This window comes from Pedobacter jeongneungensis, assembly GCF_000633455.1.
Classification (GTDB): domain Bacteria; phylum Bacteroidota; class Bacteroidia; order Sphingobacteriales; family Sphingobacteriaceae; genus Pedobacter; species Pedobacter jeongneungensis_A.
The window spans coordinates 36,000-51,342 of sequence record NZ_AYMG01000034.1 but is presented as its reverse complement, the minus strand read 5'-3'; the positions used below and the strand labels follow the sequence as shown (position 1 = coordinate 51,342).

The window sequence follows — 15,343 nt, the reverse complement described above, 5'->3', positions numbered from 1 at the left end:
AAGACCGTTTTCCATCATCCATTTTACATGTTGCTTAATTTTATTACCTTTGCAGCGCTTTTGGTTTCCGGCATTACACCCGGAATTAAAAGGGAATACAGTGTAAATCTGTAACTGTCCCGCAGCTGTAAGCTCCTTAACGGATTTCCAATCAATCTGCCACTGTTCCAACTTGTTGGGATGGGAAGGCCGGAAACCCGGGAGTAAGTCAGAAGACCTGCCTTAGCATTATATTTCATAGCTTTCGGGGATTGAAGCTAGGGGTGAAGTAAAGCGTATTTTCGTATTTCATTTCTTTTCCATCTGTTGGCTGTGGGTTAAACTCACAATCAAAATGATTAAAAAACATTCTGCCTATATGGGCACAATGCGGTTTTTTATATTTTCTTCTATTCTGTGGACAGGGTTTTTATTGCCTTTAAATACCTGGGCACAAACAGATAGCACAAAGAAAAGCACGCAACTTAAGGAGATCCGGATTAGGGAATACCGGTTAACTGAGCAGAGTAAATCACCTACACCGCTCCAGATATTATCGGGCGAAGACCTTAAAAGGATGAACAGCCTTTCGGTTGCCGATGCCCTCCGTTATTTTTCGGGTTTACAGTTAAAAGATTATGGAGGCATAGGTGGTTTAAAAACCGTTAATGTGCGCAGTTTAGGTACCAACCATACCGCTGTTTTTTTAGATGGGATCCAGATTGGCAATGCGCAGAACGGTCAGGTAGATCTGGGGAAATTCTCACTGAACAACCTTGAAGAAATTTCTTTATATAGTGGACAAAAGCCAGAACTGCTTCTGCCGGCCAGGGCTTATGCCTCGGCCAGTAGCATTTACCTAAAAACCAGGGTACCTGAATTTGAAAAAAATCAGCATCAACAATTAGAATTGGGGTTAAAAGGCGGATCCTTCGGTCTCATCAATCCAACATTGGTTTATCAGTATCAGGTTAATGACCATTTGAACGCCAGTATCAATACCGAATATATACATGCTGACGGAAAATACAAATTTAGATCCACCAATGGGGTTTACGATACAACAGCGGTAAGAAATAATGCTGACGTAGAACGTTTTCGCCTTCAGGCAGCATTGTTTGGTAAATTTAAAGATGGAAAATGGCAGGCACAGGCTTACTCATTTTTATCAGAGAGAGGCCTGCCCGGTGCGATTGTATCCAATAGGTTTGATTTTACACAGAGAATCTGGGACCGTGACTTTTTTGTTCAGGGAAGTGCAGAAAAACAACTTTCCAGTAAACTGAGAATTCTTGTTAATGGAAAATACAGTTATGCATACCAACGCTACCTGGATCCTGATTTTGTAACTACCACAGGACTTTTAGATAACCGTTTTAAAGAACAGGAAGCTTACTTCTCCGTTTCTGGTAAATATAAAATCAATTCGATATGGGAAGCCGCTTACGCATCTGATTTTACTTACCAGACTTTAGATGCTAATATTTACAGGTTTGCTTATCCCACCAGAAATACCTTTTTAAATGTTTTAAGTTCATCGTTAACGTTCGATCAGCTTAATGTAAAGGCAAGTATATTAAGTACCACCGTAATTGACCGGGTAAAAGTTTATTCTTCATCAGGTGATAAACAGGTTTTTAGTCCAACGGTTATGCTTTCCTGGAAACTGCTAAAAGATAAGGACATCAGAATCCGCGCTTTTTATAAGGATATCTTCAGAATGCCAACATTTAACGATCTGTACTATACTTTCATCGGCAATACTTTATTAAGGCCTGAGTATGCCAAACAGTATGATGTTGGTGTAACCTATTTTAAAAACTTTAAAAACCAGAAATTAAAGTTTATCGATATCCAATCTGATGTTTATTATAACCGTGTAAAAGACAAAATTGTAGCACAACCAGGTGCAAACTTATACCGATGGATTATGTACAACATTGGTCTGGTTGATATCCGTGGTTTAGAAATCAATGCAAAAACAGCATTTGAACCTTTTACCGATCTGATGGTGAACCTTGGCCTTACGTACACCTGTCAAAAAGCCATAGATATTACTTCAAAATTAGAGGATCAGTATAAAGACCAGATTCCTTACATACCAGAAAACAGCGGCTCTTTTTTAACGAGGCTGGATTATCACCACTGGCGGGCAAACTATAGTTTCATTTACACCGGTTTTCGTTACAATCAAAAAGCAAATATTATAGAAAACTATATGGAACCGTGGTATACCCATGATGCTGCAATTGGTTATGAATTTAAACTGAAAAAAGGAAGCGTAAGTGTGAATGGCGAGGTAAATAACCTGCTTAATCAGCAATTTGATATTATCCCGAATTTCCCTATGCCCGGAAGAAACTACAGGTTAACCTTAAATTATAAATTATGAGGTCGCTAAAATTTTCGATATATATATTAGCTTTTTTAGGGGCAATTACTACTTCCTGCAGAAAAGATCCAAAGCCTTTGCCTTCCGAAGTCACAAAGGTAGAGCCAGAGCCAACTTCGGCCATTAAAGGTTTTTACTTAGTTAATGAGGGCAATATGAATATGAATAAAGCCTCGTTAGATTACCTTGATCTGGTGAATGGCATTTATACCCGCAATTTGTACAACCAGGTAAATCCGGAAGTAACCAAAGGTTTAGGTGATGTTGGGAATGATATTGGCCGTTATGGAACCAAACTTTATGTTGTGGTTAACGTATCCAATAAAGTAGAAGTTTTAAATGTTAAAACTGGTAAAAAAATCGGTCAGATCAATATTACCAACTGTCGCTATGTTACCTTTAGTAATGGAAAGGCTTACGTAAGTGCCTATTTGGGTAAAGTTGGCGATCCTAAAGCACCAAATGGTATTGTAGCCGAAATAGATACAACGGCTTTAAGTGTAAATCGTACTGTTGAAGTGGGTAGGCAACCTGAAGAAATGGCTATTATTGGTAGCAAATTATATGTGGCCAATTCTGGCGGTTACAGTCCGCCTGATTATGAACATACTGTTTCAGTGATTGATCTGCCTAGTTTTAAAGAAATTAAACGGATTGAAGTGGCCATTAACCTTCACCGCATAAAGGCCGACCGTTATGGTGATTTGTATGTTACCTCGCGTGGCGATTACTACAATATCCCTTCAAAGCTTTTTGTAATTGATACCCAAACCGACCAAATTAAAAAGGTATTCGACATTGCTGCGAGCAATTTGGCCATAGATGATGATTATGCTTACATCTACGCCACCGAATGGAATTATATTGAACAGAAAAATACCATTACTTACTCAATGATCAACGTAAAAGATGAAACATTGATGGACCGTAAATTTATTATTGATGGTACTGAAAAGAATATTAAAATTCCATACGGCATTGCAGTTAACCCCAACAGTAAAGATGTGTATGTAACCGATGCCAAAGATTATGTAACACCTGGCAAATTACATTGCTACAGCCCGGGTGGTCGCTTAAAATGGTCGGTTACAACGGGCGACATTCCAGCTCACATTGCATTTACAAATTAAATCTAATCATATGAGAAATCTTTACAAAAACAACAGTTTAATTATTCTGGTCACGGCAGTTTTGCTCGTTTCATCGTGTAAAAAGGAAAGCGTGGAAGAACCGGAAATACCGGTAGCAAAAGTTCCAGTAATCTCTGGCACTAAAGGCGTTTATATGCTTTGCGAAGGGCTTATGGGTAATGGTAACAGTGCAATTTCTTACCATGATATTGCCGCCAATACTACGGTTGCCGATTACTACAAACAGGTAAACGGTGTATCACTTGGAGAAACTGCAAATGATTTGGAGCAGTATGGAAGTAAGATGTACTGTGTTGTGGCAGGTATTCAAGGGAGCAAACAATCTTTTCTGGATATTATCGATACCAAAACCTGTAAATCACTAAAAAGAATTTCATTCAATTCGGCCACCGATGGTTATATCCCAAGATTTGTAGCTTTTTATAAAGATAAGGCTTACGTATCGCGTTATGATGGAAAAGTAAGCCGTATCGATACCGCATCAATGGCAATTGATGGAGAAATTATGTTGTCAGAAGGTTTGGAGCAACTGGCTGTAGCTAATGGAAAGCTTTATGTATGCAATTCATCACATCCATATTACCAGAACGGTGCTAAAAATAAAGTATCAGTTATCGATCTCGCAACCTTTACCAAAACAAAAGATATTACCGTAAACAATAATCCGGTAAGAATACAAACTGCTGATAATGGTGATTTATTCGTGGTGTGCTGGAACGATTATATCATCAATAATAATCCTTCGCTTGATAGGATCAACAGTACCAGCGACACTAAAACTGCTTCTTACAATTATGATCTGGGCGCTATCGTTATCAGCGGTTCCACAGCTTATGTATCAAAAGATGTATACAGTAACCCTGATATCAAAGCACTAAATACCACCAGCGGGGCACTTGGTGCAAGTTTAATCACCAGCGGACAAGTAATCAATACCATTTATGGAATTACCATTAATCCATTTAACAAAGAGGTAATAGTAGCTGATGCCAATAATTACAACAATAGCCAGGGATTTGCTTATTGTATCGGGACAGATGGAAAGGTAAAATTCAGTTTCGAAACTGCCGGATTACCACAGCATGCTGTATTCAACTACAATTATAAGTAAGAATAAATAGAAACATCTAAATAACAATATATAATAATAACACATGAAAAAAAGTTATCTAATAGTAATGCTCGGTATTGCAACCCTGATCTACAGTTGTAAAAAAGATAATGAATCGGCTCCTGATGTAAATCTCGCTATTAAAGGGGAAACCATGACGGCTAAAGTAAATACTAAAGTTGCTTTTGCCGCCGGAACAAATAACGGTAAAGGATTTAACCATCAATGGAAACTTGATGGTAAAGTGGTAAGTGAAGTTTACAATTATAGCTTTACTCCAACCACAGCCGGCACTTATGTAATTGAATATAAGGCGAGCAATAGTGTGGGTTCATTTTCTCATAAATATACCGTTACTGTTCCAGTTCCTGTGGTAGAGATTACGCCAAACAGTACCAAATTTATCACCACGGTTTTCGATTACCTGCCAGCTCCAGGCCAGTTTGTTAACGAAAGTTTAGGAAGCCTTGCAGGTGCACAAAAAATTATTGGCGATGTAAGCAAAACCGGTCTCATCAGCTTAGGTGGCTTTGGTGGTTACATTATTTTTGGCTTCGACCACTCTGTAGTAAACAATACCGGTGCCGATCTGGCCATTTACGGTAACCCAATCGGTGGTACAACCCCATGGGCCGAGCCAGGTATCGTGATGGTAAGCCAGGATGTAAACGGCAACGGTAAACCTGATGATGAATGGTATGAATTGGCCGGTAGCGAATACAACAATCCATTAACCATTAAAAATTACGAAATCACTTATACCAATCCGAAAGGTTTTGCCAATGTAAGCTGGACAGATAATCAAGGCAATAGTGGCACTTATGATGTAAACAATTTTCACAAACATAATTTTTACCCTGAATTTGCACCCGACCAGGAAAAATTAACACTAAAAGGAACCATGCTTCCATCTACCTGGGGTAAAAACGGAAGTATTTTTATTAATAGCGCCTTTCCGTGGGGTTATACCGACAGCTGGTCGATAGATGATGATTATGCCACTAAAAGATATAATAGCTTCGATTTAGATTGGGCAGTTGATAAAAACGGAAAGAAAATCGCTTTAAATACCATTGATTTCGTAAAGGTTTACACTGGTCAGCGGGAAAAAGGAAACACACTTTTAGGAGAAATATCCACCGAAGTTAAAGGTGCAATGGATTTAGGCATCAAATAGCTTTCGCAGAAAAAGATTATACTGAATTAACGCTCTCTAATTCAATAATCTTAATATGAAAACAAAATTTATAATAACCTTCGCATTTTTATCAGCTGTGCTTTTTTCGTGTAAAAAAGAAAGTGCAGTTGAAAAAGAAGGCGATGGGGAAAAGCCTGTTGCTACTCAATCACCTTATTTAAGCAAAATATACGAATTTAAGCAGGCGCCAGGGCAGTTTACCAACGATCTTGTTAAAACCGATATACTAATCGGTAGTGCCGGTAATGGCCTGGTTTCACTTGGTGCTTATGGAGGTTTTATCGTATTTGGTTTCGATCATAGCGTTACCAATGCAGCCGGAGCCGATCTTGGCATTTACGGTAATCCGTTAATTGGTGTAGATATGGAATTCTCAGAACCAGGCATTGTGTCTGTAATGCAGGATGTAAACAAAAATGGATTACCTGATGATATTTGGTACGAACTTGCCGGAAGTGAATACAATGCCTCAACCAGCATCAAAAACTATAAAATTACCTATTACAAACCCTCAAAAATAACTGATGATATCCGCTGGACGGATAATCAGGGAAAAGAAGGATTGGTGTTGAGAAATCAGTTCCATGCACAGGATTATTTTCCTTCATGGGCAACTGCTAATGAAATTTCTTTTACCGGAACTTTGCTTAAAAACACACTTAACCCTGGCGAAATCATCACCAACAAACCTTTCGCTTTTGGCTATTCGGATAATGGATCAAGTGAGTACATCGCTTTGCAAGAGTCGCTGGGAAGGGGATACAACACCTTTGACATTGATTGGGCAGTTGATGCCGCGGGAAAAAAAGTAAATCTCACTGCTATTGATTTTGTAAAAGTGTACACCGGGCAAAATAGTAATGGAAATCCTTTTAGTCCGGATAATAATAATGATCGTTCACGATACCTGGGTGAAATTTCAACAGAATTCGGTGGAGCGATAGACCTTAAACTTTTAAAGAAATAAATAACACCATATTAGAATGAAACAATTAAACTTTAAACAACTACTGATCGGGGCATTCGTTTTAACTACAGGATTATATTCTTGTAAAAAAGACAATGTAGAAAACCTGCAGATAGATCCGGTTGCAGGTAAATATGATAACGGCTTTTTTGTAATCGGAGAGGGTTCTTATGCACAGAATTCAGGTGCAGTGAGCTTTTACCGTTATGGTGATGATACGCTTAATATCAGGGCTTATGAAAAGGAAAACCCAGGTAAAATATTATCAAATGCGGCTAAAACCAGTACGTTGCAGTTCGCTTCGATAATAAACGGAAGCATTTATTTAATGAGCAAGGTTAACGGCCCGATTGTAAAAATAAATGAATATACCTTAAAAGAAGAAGCAAGGTATGTACAGGAAGCCAGCAACTGGAGAAGTATCATACAAGTTGATGGAAATAGGGGTCTTGTGAGTGCAAATGATGGTGTTTACCAGATTGATCTGAATACATTGGCTGTGCAAAATAAACTTACGAGTGTTGGCGCTTTAAATACGAGTGAGATGTGGAAAAGAGACAACTATATTTATCTGTTGCAGAGTAATGGTGCTAAAATTGTATCTGCAAATAACTATTCACTAATAAAAAGTTTTTCGAATATTAATCGTGGTTTTGCGCAAACACCAAACGGTAAAGTCTGGACTTCCACTGGTAGTCGTTTAATAGCCATCGATAAAAATCTGGATACAACAGGTGTTGCCTTAAAAGTGCCAATAGGTATCTTTCTTTTTGATGAACCAACCCGCATTACGGCTTCAACGAAAGAAAATGCAATTTTTTATCATTCAGGAAAAACAATCTATAAATATGTAGATGGTGATGTATCATCATTAGCGCAACCTTTCATCACCATTACCGAAAATCCTTTTATGGTTTACGGCGCTATCCGTTACGATAAAAACAAAGATTATATTGTGGTAAACGGAATTCAGGGCTATGGAGCAGCTTCTACTGTAAACTACTTACTAATCTATAATGCATCAACAGGTACTTTAGTTAAAAAAGTTAAATATGGCGGAGATGGCGTTACTACCGATTTTACAAAGATATTTTTTAATGATTTAGCCATCTTCCATTAAAATATTATAATGCCTCAAATGTTAAAGGTCTGCAAATCATCGTTGCAGGCCTTTTTTATGACGCTTGATTTTAATACTACAAGCCCTCGTTCATAAACCCGGTAATAGCGGCAGCCTCCGATTTTTATCGGAGCTACAGCGGATAACGGGACTGTTGTTTCCAAAGGATTACCAACCTTCATTTCCAAAAAAAAATCTTTAATTTCTTAGTCCATCTAATAATTATTTTACGCCACTGGAATGCCTCGCTAGGTATTATCCCCTAAATTGTATTTCAATTCGCTCTTCGCCCGTCGCTTTCCGCTATCAGCTCTTTTTACTACCTTTGCACTGCTTTTGGTTTCCGGCCTTACAACCGGGATTAAAAGGGAATACAGTGAAAATCTGTAACTGTCCCGCAGCTGTAAGCTCTGTAACGTTTTTCAATCTATAAGTCACTGCCCAAGTAACTACTGAGCGGGAAGACAGAAAACCGGGAGTAAGTCAGAAGACCTGCCTTTAGCGTTTAATTTCATAGCTTTCGGGGATTGAAGCTAGGATTGAGATATTAACGTTGTTCGTATTTTCATTTCCTTTTCTAATCTGTTGGCTGTGGGCAAAACTCACAATCAAATGAACAAAAAAAGTATGCTAACTGTAGCAGGGCTGGGGCTCGCACAGTTAATGATTGGCCAGGTGGCTAATGCTCAAACTCAAGACAGTTTGCAGCTCAAAGATGTTGTAATTTCCGCAACTAAAAATGACCAGAAACAATCACAAACCGGTAAAGTGGTTACCATCATCAGTCGCGAAGTATTGGATCGCAGTAATGGTAAATCATTGCCTGAACTTATTAGCGAGCAGGCAGGGATTATTGTAGCAGGCTCAAGCAGCAATCCGGGATTAAACAAATCGGTGTTTTTTAGAGGCGCAGGAAGTGCTTATGCCGTGGTTTTAATTGATGGTATTGTGCAAAACGATCCATCAGGAAACGGAGGCGCATTCGATTTAAGATTGATTTCTATCGATCAGATTGATCACATCGAAATTTTAAGGGGCGGTCAGTCTACCATTTATGGTTCTGATGCCGTTGCTGGGGTAATCAATATCATCACTAAAAAAGGTGGACCTAAAGGAAATACTATATATGGTGTGGCCAGTGCAGGCAGTTACGAAACCTACAAAGGAACCATTGGATTAAATGGTGGTATTGAGGGGTTTTCGTATAACATTAACTATACCCATGCCAAAACCGATGGAATTTCTGAAGCGGCTACACCAGTAGGCAGTACAGCGGCATTTGATAAAGACGGATTTAAAACCGATGCGTTGAATGCAAATTTCGGGATCAAACTGGATAATCACTTTTCTGTAAATCCATTTGTGCGTTATTATTATGGCAATTACAAGTTTGATGGAGGCGCTTTTACCGATGCAAACAATTATTCGATTCTGAAAAACTTTGCTGCAGGTACCAATGCCAAATATGAATTTGCAACCGGTAAAGTAACCTTGAATTATAGTTTTGAAAGTACAAGAAATGATGCGCACAGCCAATACCCTAGTGTTAACGAAGGCCGTGTATCATTATTGGATTTATTCTACAACCAAAAATTGGGCAATAAACTCGATTTATTGGTGGGTATCGATAACCGTGTAATGAAATTATCATCGGCAACCAATAAACCGGAAACCAACATTTTTGCCGCTTACGGATCATTGTTTTTACACGATTTAAGTGTATTTAATCTTGAAGTTGGCGGACGTTACAATAAACACGAACAATATGGCGAAAACTATACTTACTCAGTTACCCCAAGCATCAACATTATTAAAGAAATAAAATTATTCGGAACGGTTTCAACAGCTTTTAAAGTTCCTACGCTGAACATGCTTTTTGGTCAGTTTGGTGCAAATCTGGACTTAAAGCCTGAAAAATCTCAGAATTATGAAGCTGGTGTTAATTTTAGCTTGGCTGATGATAAATTTAGCTTACGTTTAGCAGGTTATAAACGCGATTTAACCGATGCTATCATTTATGCTTACCCTAACGGATACATTAACCAGGTAAGTCAGAAAACCAAAGGTTTCGAAGTTGAACCAGCAGTTAAATTCAGTGTGTTTAACATCAATGGTTATTATGCTTATGTAGAAGGTAATGAATTCAACTTTGTTGATAATGCTGTTGCCGACTATCTTTTCCGCAGACCAAAACATACTTTCGGAATCACCGCAGGTGCACAAGCGACCAGCAATTTATATGTGAGCGCCAACTATCGTTATTTCGGTAAGCGTACCGATGGTAATTTTACCACCTATACAGTAGATAATTTACCTGCTTATAAATTATTGAATGCTTACGCAGAATATGCTTTGGCTAAAAAACGCATAAAGCTGTTTTTCGATGCCAAAAACATCCTGAACGAAAAATACAATGAGATTATTGGTTACAACAGCTTAGGTTTCAACTTTAATACCGGCGTAATTTTTAATATACACTAATAAAATTTAACTTTGCAGTATAAATATTAACCAAAATAAAATGTCTCATTTAAAATTTAATCCACGCACTTTAATTTTGTTGCTGATGATTCTGGCCATAACGGCTTTCCGTTTGCTGGTAACATTCAACTCTGATGAATTAAAGTTTGCCAATTTCTCATCAATAGGAGCTGTAGCTTTATTTGGAGGAGCATATTTTAAAGATCATCTTAAAGCTTTTGCCTTTCCAATATTGAGCTTGTTTTTAAGCGATTTCATTTTATCAATCACTATTTTTAGTAAATACAGCAGCGGCTTTTTATACGAAGGCTGGTACTGGACCTATATTGCATTCGCGTTAATGGTATTAGTGGGTAGGATATTGCTTAAAAAAGTGAACGTGGTAAATTTATTGGCTTCAACCCTTGTGATTGTTTTAATCCACTGGATTGTGAGCGACATCGGTGTTTGGTTTAAAAATCCAGCCTATACACAAGATTTAGCAGGTTTTTGGGCATGTTTGGTTAAAGCAATTCCATTCGAAATCAGATTCTTAGAAGGAACAGTAATCTACGGCGCATTGCTTTTCGGTGCTTTCGAAATCTTAAAAGCAAAATACCCGGTATTAAAACTGCAAACGCAAAAATTATAATTACCTGGTTGGTGGCTCACCAATCAAAATAAAAGATAAACAGAAATCCTCTTTTGATTTAATTCAGAAGGGGATTTTTTTTAACCTAGAAATAGTCGTCATGCTGAATTTATTTCAGTATCTTAATAACATGACGATTAGATTTTATTTATCTTAGGAGGCTCTTATAAAAACGATTTGGATTTACCGTAAGGGTATCCGACGTTAAGAATAATAGATCCTGAAACAAGTTCAGGATGACGCATAAAAAATATTGAGATGAAAGTCGTTTCCTTTTTACCCGCTGCCACTAAAATGATCTACGATATGGGTTTACAAGAATACCTATATGGCGTAACCTTCGAATGTCCTAAAGAAGCTGCCGATCAGCCAAAGGTTGTTCGCTGCATATTAGAGGGTAAAAATTATTCCAGTATCGAAATCGACCGTATATTTTCGGCCTCGAAAGCACAGGGCAAAAGTTTGTATTGGGTAGATGATGAGCTTTTAGAAAGTATTTCACCCGATGTGGTTTTTACACAAGATATCTGCGAGGTTTGCAACATCGATACCGTTTGCACCGAAACTGCCGTAATGAAGCTTAGCAAGCAGCCTACGCTCGTTCCTCTATCACCCAATAACCTTCAGGATGTTTTTGAATGCGCCATTACGATTGCAAAAGCTTTAGGCAAAGAAGAAGTGGCCTTAAATTATCTTTCAGGTTTACAAAAGAAAACTGATTGTATTTTAGATCAACTCAGGGCAAACCGCGCACCTTTAAAAAGGGTGATGCTGATGGAATGGATCGAACCGATTTATAATTGTGGTCATTGGATTCCTTTTCAAATTGCTGCTGCGGGTGGGGTAGATATGCTTTCAAATCCTGCCGGTGATTCTATTGTTACCCAATGGGATAAAATTTTAAAATACAATCCCGAAGTTTTGGTGATTGCTCCATGTGGTTTCGATAAGAAAAGAAGCATGGAAGAAATGGAACTATTGACATCAAAACCAGGTTGGGATAATCTTGAAGCGGTAAAAAGCAATCAGGTTTATATTGCCGATTTCGATATGTTTACTCAGCCAAGCATCGGCACTTTGGTAGAAGGTATTGAAGCTTTAGCCTGTATGTTCCATCCGGAAATTTTTAAAGCTGAGGAAAATATTGCTGAAAAATTTGTAAAACTAGATACTGTAAAAGACTACCAGTCCTAAAAATGAAATATCTCTTTTTAACGCTTATTAGTATTTTTATTTATTCATTTGGTAAAGCGCAGGATAAAAAATATACAGATTCTGCAGTAGCAGAATATATAGAAGCTTGTAAGTGTGTGTTGAAATCACATGATGGAAAAGCAACTGATTTTAAACGGATTAGAAAAACGGATTTTTATAATTTCGCGAAGAAAATTTTATACATATCTTTTAAGAATACTGACACATCTAATCATACACCATATTTTAAAAACGGGTTGTTGAACGATGAAGTTATAAAAGAAAAACACTTGCTGTCAAGTCAGGAAACTGATTCATTGAACAAAACGCTCTTTAATTATAAATATAAAGGTTATCCGATAAAGATTTTAGTTTTCGAATGTAAAACAGCTGAGAATGCAATTGTTTATCTCGATGAGAATAATAATGCAATTGCCGCAATCAACATTTGTTTTTCTCAAACAGGATATAGTACATGGGTAAATGACAGATATAAGGGTACACACGGACCGTCTTTATACGATACCTGTTTTGGGAAATACGAACTTCTTGCCAAGCTTTTCAGATCAGCAGGAATTAAAAATATTAAATAATGAAATTAAAACTGGTTGTTTTAACAGGAGCAGGGATCAGCGCCGAAAGTGGGTTAAAAACATTTAGGGATGCCGATGGATTATGGGAAGGTTACAATGTTTACGATGTTGCTACCCCCGAAGCCTGGGAAAAAGATCCGGAATTGGTTCAGCAGTTTTATAATGAGCGAAGAAAACAGGTTTTAGCTGCCCAGCCTAATCAAGCCCATCAATTACTGGCTGAACTCGAAAAAGATTTCGACGTGGAGATCATCACCCAAAATATTGACGACCTGCACGAAAGGGCTGGTTCTACCAAAGTTACCCATCTCCATGGGGTAATTACCAGATCACAGTCCGATTTACGACCTAATTTAACCTATCCCATAGAAGGAACAGAAATCAAAATGGGCGAATTATGTGAATTGGGATCTCAGCTCAGGCCTCATGTAGTATGGTTTGGCGAAGCTGTACCGATGATCGATGTGGCTGCACTAATTTGCAAACAGGCCGACATATTTGTGCTGATCGGCACTTCACTAGCTGTTTATCCTGCTGCGGGCTTAATCGATTTTGTGCCCTCTGTTGTAGATAAATACATCATCGATCCCCGCATACCAGATGTAAAGCGGTATAAAAACGTGATCAATATTGAAAAAAATGCCGTAGAAGGTGTAGCCGAACTTAAAGCAATCTTAGCCAATGCCCGATAAAAAAATCTGTATTTTTAACTGGAGCGGAGGTAAAGACAGTACTTTGGCACTTCATTATGTTTTACAGGATCCAACCATCGAAATCCGTTACCTTGTTACTACAGTTACTGAAAAATATAACCGTGTTTCCATGCATGGTGTTAGAGAAGCATTGTTAATTAAACAGGCCGAAAGCATTGGTATCCCATTGCATCAGATCCGCCTGGGCGAAATGCCTGATATGGATACTTATGATAGTGCCATGAAGAAGCATTTAACAAAATTCAAAGAAGAAGGTATTACCCATTCTATTTTTGGCGATATCTTTTTAGAAGACCTTCGCCAATACCGCGAAAATAAACTGGCTGAAATTGGCCTTCAGGCAATTTTCCCTTTATGGCAGAAAAACACGAAAAATCTGATAGAAGAATTCTTAAACCTGCGCTATAAAACCATCATAGTCTGCGTACAACAAAATCTGGAAAGCATTTGTGGAAAAGTAATCAGTATGGATTTAATCAGCAAACTTCCTGCAGATATCGACCCTTGTGGCGAAAACGGAGAGTTTCATACTTTCGCTTTTGAAGGACCTGTTTTCAAGAATAAAATGCCATTCACCATCGGAGAGCAGGTATTCCGCACCTATAATGCACCTGCCCAAAAAACAACGGATGATGATTCACCTTGCTCATCCACAACACTTTCCGGCTTCTGGTATATCGATTTATTGCCATAATTTTTCATTTTCAAAACATTTTGGCATCATTTTTTCTTTACTACATATAATTAACTAAATCACACATCCCAAATGAAACCTGTTTAGCGAGGTTAGGTAGCTGAACAAGCGTCATGTAAAAATTAAATGTTATGAAAAAGATATTGGTAGTAATCGCATTAAGTTCATCTGTTTTGTTTGCATGTAACAATAAAGCAAAAGAAGAAGCAGCATTAAAACAACAACAGGCAGAAAAACAATTAGCTATTAAAGCCGTAAAAGATAGTTTAAGATTAGATAGCTTTAATAAAGCTGCTGCAGCAAAAGTAGAGCAGGAAAAAGAAGCTAAACACCAGGCAGAATTAGTAGCAGCAAGAAGAGCAGGAGCAGCATCGTCAAGATCTTATGCAAGCTCGGGTTCGGGTGGTAGTTCAAGTGCTGCTTATGGTGGTACGCAACCAACTGCAAAGAAAAAAGGCTGGAGTGATGCTGCTAAAGGTGCAGTAATCGGTGGAGTTGGTGGTGCTGTTGGTGGTGCTTTAATCGATAAGAAAAAAGGCAGAGGTGCTATTATTGGCGGATTAGTTGGAGCTGGTGGCGGTTATTTAATCGGTAGAGGCGAAGACAGAAAATCTGGCCGTGTGCAACCTAAAAACTAATAAGTTTTAATCAAAATATTAAAGTCCCGGTTTACATCGGGACTTTTTTATGCCCAGTAAAAAAGGTTTAATATATTAGCGAAAAAAGATCCCATGACAGAAACCGCAGATAAAGGCCAGATTCAACATTTTGTAATGTTCTGGTTAAAACCACAACTTACCAAAGATGAAATAGAAAACTTTGCTAACTTTTTCGAAAGCTTAAAACCGATTAAATATATTAAAACCCTAAGTTATGGTCTAGCTGCCAATACGCCTGTGCGCCCAGTTACCGATAATTCATTTACCTATTCGCTTACCATTACTTTTGCAAACATTGCAGATCACAATGCTTATCAGGAAGATAAAACACATTTAGATGCGGTTGAAAAATTCTCTCAAAACTGGTACAGGGTAGTGGTGCACGATACGGTAGTTTCTGTTTAAAGCTCATTTAGTTAATTAGAACGACCGACTGTTTAGGTTTTTAGTAATGTTATCT

The 15,343-nt window shown here is 38.0% G+C and carries 14 protein-coding genes and 2 riboswitches; all 14 genes read left to right on the top strand.

All coding sequences use genetic code 11. The features are described from left to right. The first annotated feature begins 44 nt into the window (after nt 1-44). Nucleotides 45-240, top strand: a riboswitch (cobalamin riboswitch). A 94-nt stretch (nt 241-334) separates the two neighbouring features. After that, nucleotides 335-2,371: a TonB-dependent receptor gene (locus tag U859_RS0126270; RefSeq protein WP_051584786.1), complete on the top strand. Its 2,037-nt coding sequence runs from the start codon at nt 335-337 to the stop codon at nt 2,369-2,371. Next, the gene (locus U859_RS0126265) at nt 2,368-3,501 is read left to right on the top strand and encodes a YncE family protein (RefSeq protein WP_051584785.1); all 1,134 of its coding nucleotides are present in this window, start codon (nt 2,368-2,370) and stop codon (nt 3,499-3,501) included. The genes U859_RS0126270 and U859_RS0126265 overlap by 4 nt, the downstream gene beginning before the upstream one ends. Nucleotides 3,502-3,511: 10 nt before the next feature. Then, nucleotides 3,512-4,633 carry a YncE family protein gene (locus U859_RS0126260; protein WP_025146218.1) on the top strand — a complete coding sequence of 374 codons (1,122 nt, stop codon included), beginning with the start codon at nt 3,512-3,514 and terminating at the stop codon, nt 4,631-4,633. 43 nt (nt 4,634-4,676) lie between these two features. After that, nucleotides 4,677-5,810 carry a PKD-like domain-containing protein gene (locus U859_RS0126255; protein WP_025146217.1) on the top strand — a complete coding sequence of 378 codons (1,134 nt, stop codon included), beginning with the start codon at nt 4,677-4,679 and terminating at the stop codon, nt 5,808-5,810. A gap of 55 nt (nt 5,811-5,865) precedes the next feature. Next, entirely contained in the window at nt 5,866-6,798 is a 933-nt protein-coding gene (locus U859_RS0126250; RefSeq protein ID WP_025146216.1) for a hypothetical protein, read from the top strand. A gap of 16 nt (nt 6,799-6,814) precedes the next feature. Then, a complete protein-coding gene (locus U859_RS0126245; RefSeq protein ID WP_025146215.1) occupies nt 6,815-7,918 on the top strand; it encodes a DUF5074 domain-containing protein in 1,104 nt (367 codons plus the stop codon). 320 nt (nt 7,919-8,238) lie between these two features. Next, a riboswitch (cobalamin riboswitch) is annotated at nt 8,239-8,433 on the top strand. A 97-nt stretch (nt 8,434-8,530) separates the two neighbouring features. Next, nucleotides 8,531-10,399 (top strand): TonB-dependent receptor plug domain-containing protein, encoded by a 1,869-nt coding sequence (locus U859_RS0126235; protein ID WP_025146214.1) that lies wholly within the window; start codon nt 8,531-8,533, stop codon nt 10,397-10,399. Nucleotides 10,400-10,439: 40 nt separating this feature from the next. Beyond that, nucleotides 10,440-11,030: a DUF6580 family putative transport protein gene (locus tag U859_RS0126230; RefSeq protein WP_025146213.1), complete on the top strand. Its 591-nt coding sequence runs from the start codon at nt 10,440-10,442 to the stop codon at nt 11,028-11,030. A gap of 258 nt (nt 11,031-11,288) precedes the next feature. Further along, nucleotides 11,289-12,224, top strand: coding sequence for an ABC transporter substrate-binding protein (locus U859_RS0126225; protein WP_025146212.1), 936 nt, complete (start codon nt 11,289-11,291; stop codon nt 12,222-12,224). A gap of 2 nt (nt 12,225-12,226) precedes the next feature. Then, a complete protein-coding gene (locus U859_RS0126220) occupies nt 12,227-12,817 on the top strand; it encodes a hypothetical protein (RefSeq protein ID WP_025146211.1) in 591 nt (196 codons plus the stop codon). Next, a complete protein-coding gene (locus U859_RS0126215; protein ID WP_025146210.1) occupies nt 12,817-13,509 on the top strand; it encodes an SIR2 family NAD-dependent protein deacylase in 693 nt (230 codons plus the stop codon). The genes U859_RS0126220 and U859_RS0126215 overlap by 1 nt, the downstream gene beginning before the upstream one ends. Next, the gene (locus U859_RS0126210; protein ID WP_025146209.1) at nt 13,499-14,224 is read left to right on the top strand and encodes a diphthine--ammonia ligase; all 726 of its coding nucleotides are present in this window, start codon (nt 13,499-13,501) and stop codon (nt 14,222-14,224) included. The genes U859_RS0126215 and U859_RS0126210 overlap by 11 nt, the downstream gene beginning before the upstream one ends. Nucleotides 14,225-14,355: 131 nt before the next feature. Then, nucleotides 14,356-14,862 (top strand): YMGG-like glycine zipper-containing protein, encoded by a 507-nt coding sequence (locus U859_RS0126205; protein WP_025146208.1) that lies wholly within the window; start codon nt 14,356-14,358, stop codon nt 14,860-14,862. A gap of 93 nt (nt 14,863-14,955) precedes the next feature. After that, complete coding sequence (locus U859_RS0126200; RefSeq protein WP_025146207.1) at nt 14,956-15,288, top strand: Dabb family protein; 333 nt, start codon at nt 14,956-14,958, stop codon at nt 15,286-15,288. Nucleotides 15,289-15,343: the final 55 nt, after the last annotated feature.

Bases quoted from the DNA above. Each gene is read 5' to 3' on its own strand.
- U859_RS0126270 (WP_051584786.1), top strand. From the start codon at position 335: ATGATTAAAAAACATTCTGCCTATATGGGCACAATGCGGTTTTTTATA.
- U859_RS0126265 (WP_051584785.1), top strand. From the start codon at position 2,368: ATGAGGTCGCTAAAATTTTCGATATATATATTAGCTTTTTTAGGGGCA.
- U859_RS0126260 (WP_025146218.1), top strand. From the start codon at position 3,512: ATGAGAAATCTTTACAAAAACAACAGTTTAATTATTCTGGTCACGGCA.
- U859_RS0126255 (WP_025146217.1), top strand. From the start codon at position 4,677: ATGAAAAAAAGTTATCTAATAGTAATGCTCGGTATTGCAACCCTGATC.
- U859_RS0126250 (WP_025146216.1), top strand. From the start codon at position 5,866: ATGAAAACAAAATTTATAATAACCTTCGCATTTTTATCAGCTGTGCTT.
- U859_RS0126245 (WP_025146215.1), top strand. From the start codon at position 6,815: ATGAAACAATTAAACTTTAAACAACTACTGATCGGGGCATTCGTTTTA.
- U859_RS0126235 (WP_025146214.1), top strand. From the start codon at position 8,531: ATGAACAAAAAAAGTATGCTAACTGTAGCAGGGCTGGGGCTCGCACAG.
- U859_RS0126230 (WP_025146213.1), top strand. From the start codon at position 10,440: ATGTCTCATTTAAAATTTAATCCACGCACTTTAATTTTGTTGCTGATG.
- U859_RS0126225 (WP_025146212.1), top strand. From the start codon at position 11,289: ATGAAAGTCGTTTCCTTTTTACCCGCTGCCACTAAAATGATCTACGAT.
- U859_RS0126220 (WP_025146211.1), top strand. From the start codon at position 12,227: ATGAAATATCTCTTTTTAACGCTTATTAGTATTTTTATTTATTCATTT.
- U859_RS0126215 (WP_025146210.1), top strand. From the start codon at position 12,817: ATGAAATTAAAACTGGTTGTTTTAACAGGAGCAGGGATCAGCGCCGAA.
- U859_RS0126210 (WP_025146209.1), top strand. From the start codon at position 13,499: ATGCCCGATAAAAAAATCTGTATTTTTAACTGGAGCGGAGGTAAAGAC.
- U859_RS0126205 (WP_025146208.1), top strand. From the start codon at position 14,356: ATGAAAAAGATATTGGTAGTAATCGCATTAAGTTCATCTGTTTTGTTT.
- U859_RS0126200 (WP_025146207.1), top strand. From the start codon at position 14,956: ATGACAGAAACCGCAGATAAAGGCCAGATTCAACATTTTGTAATGTTC.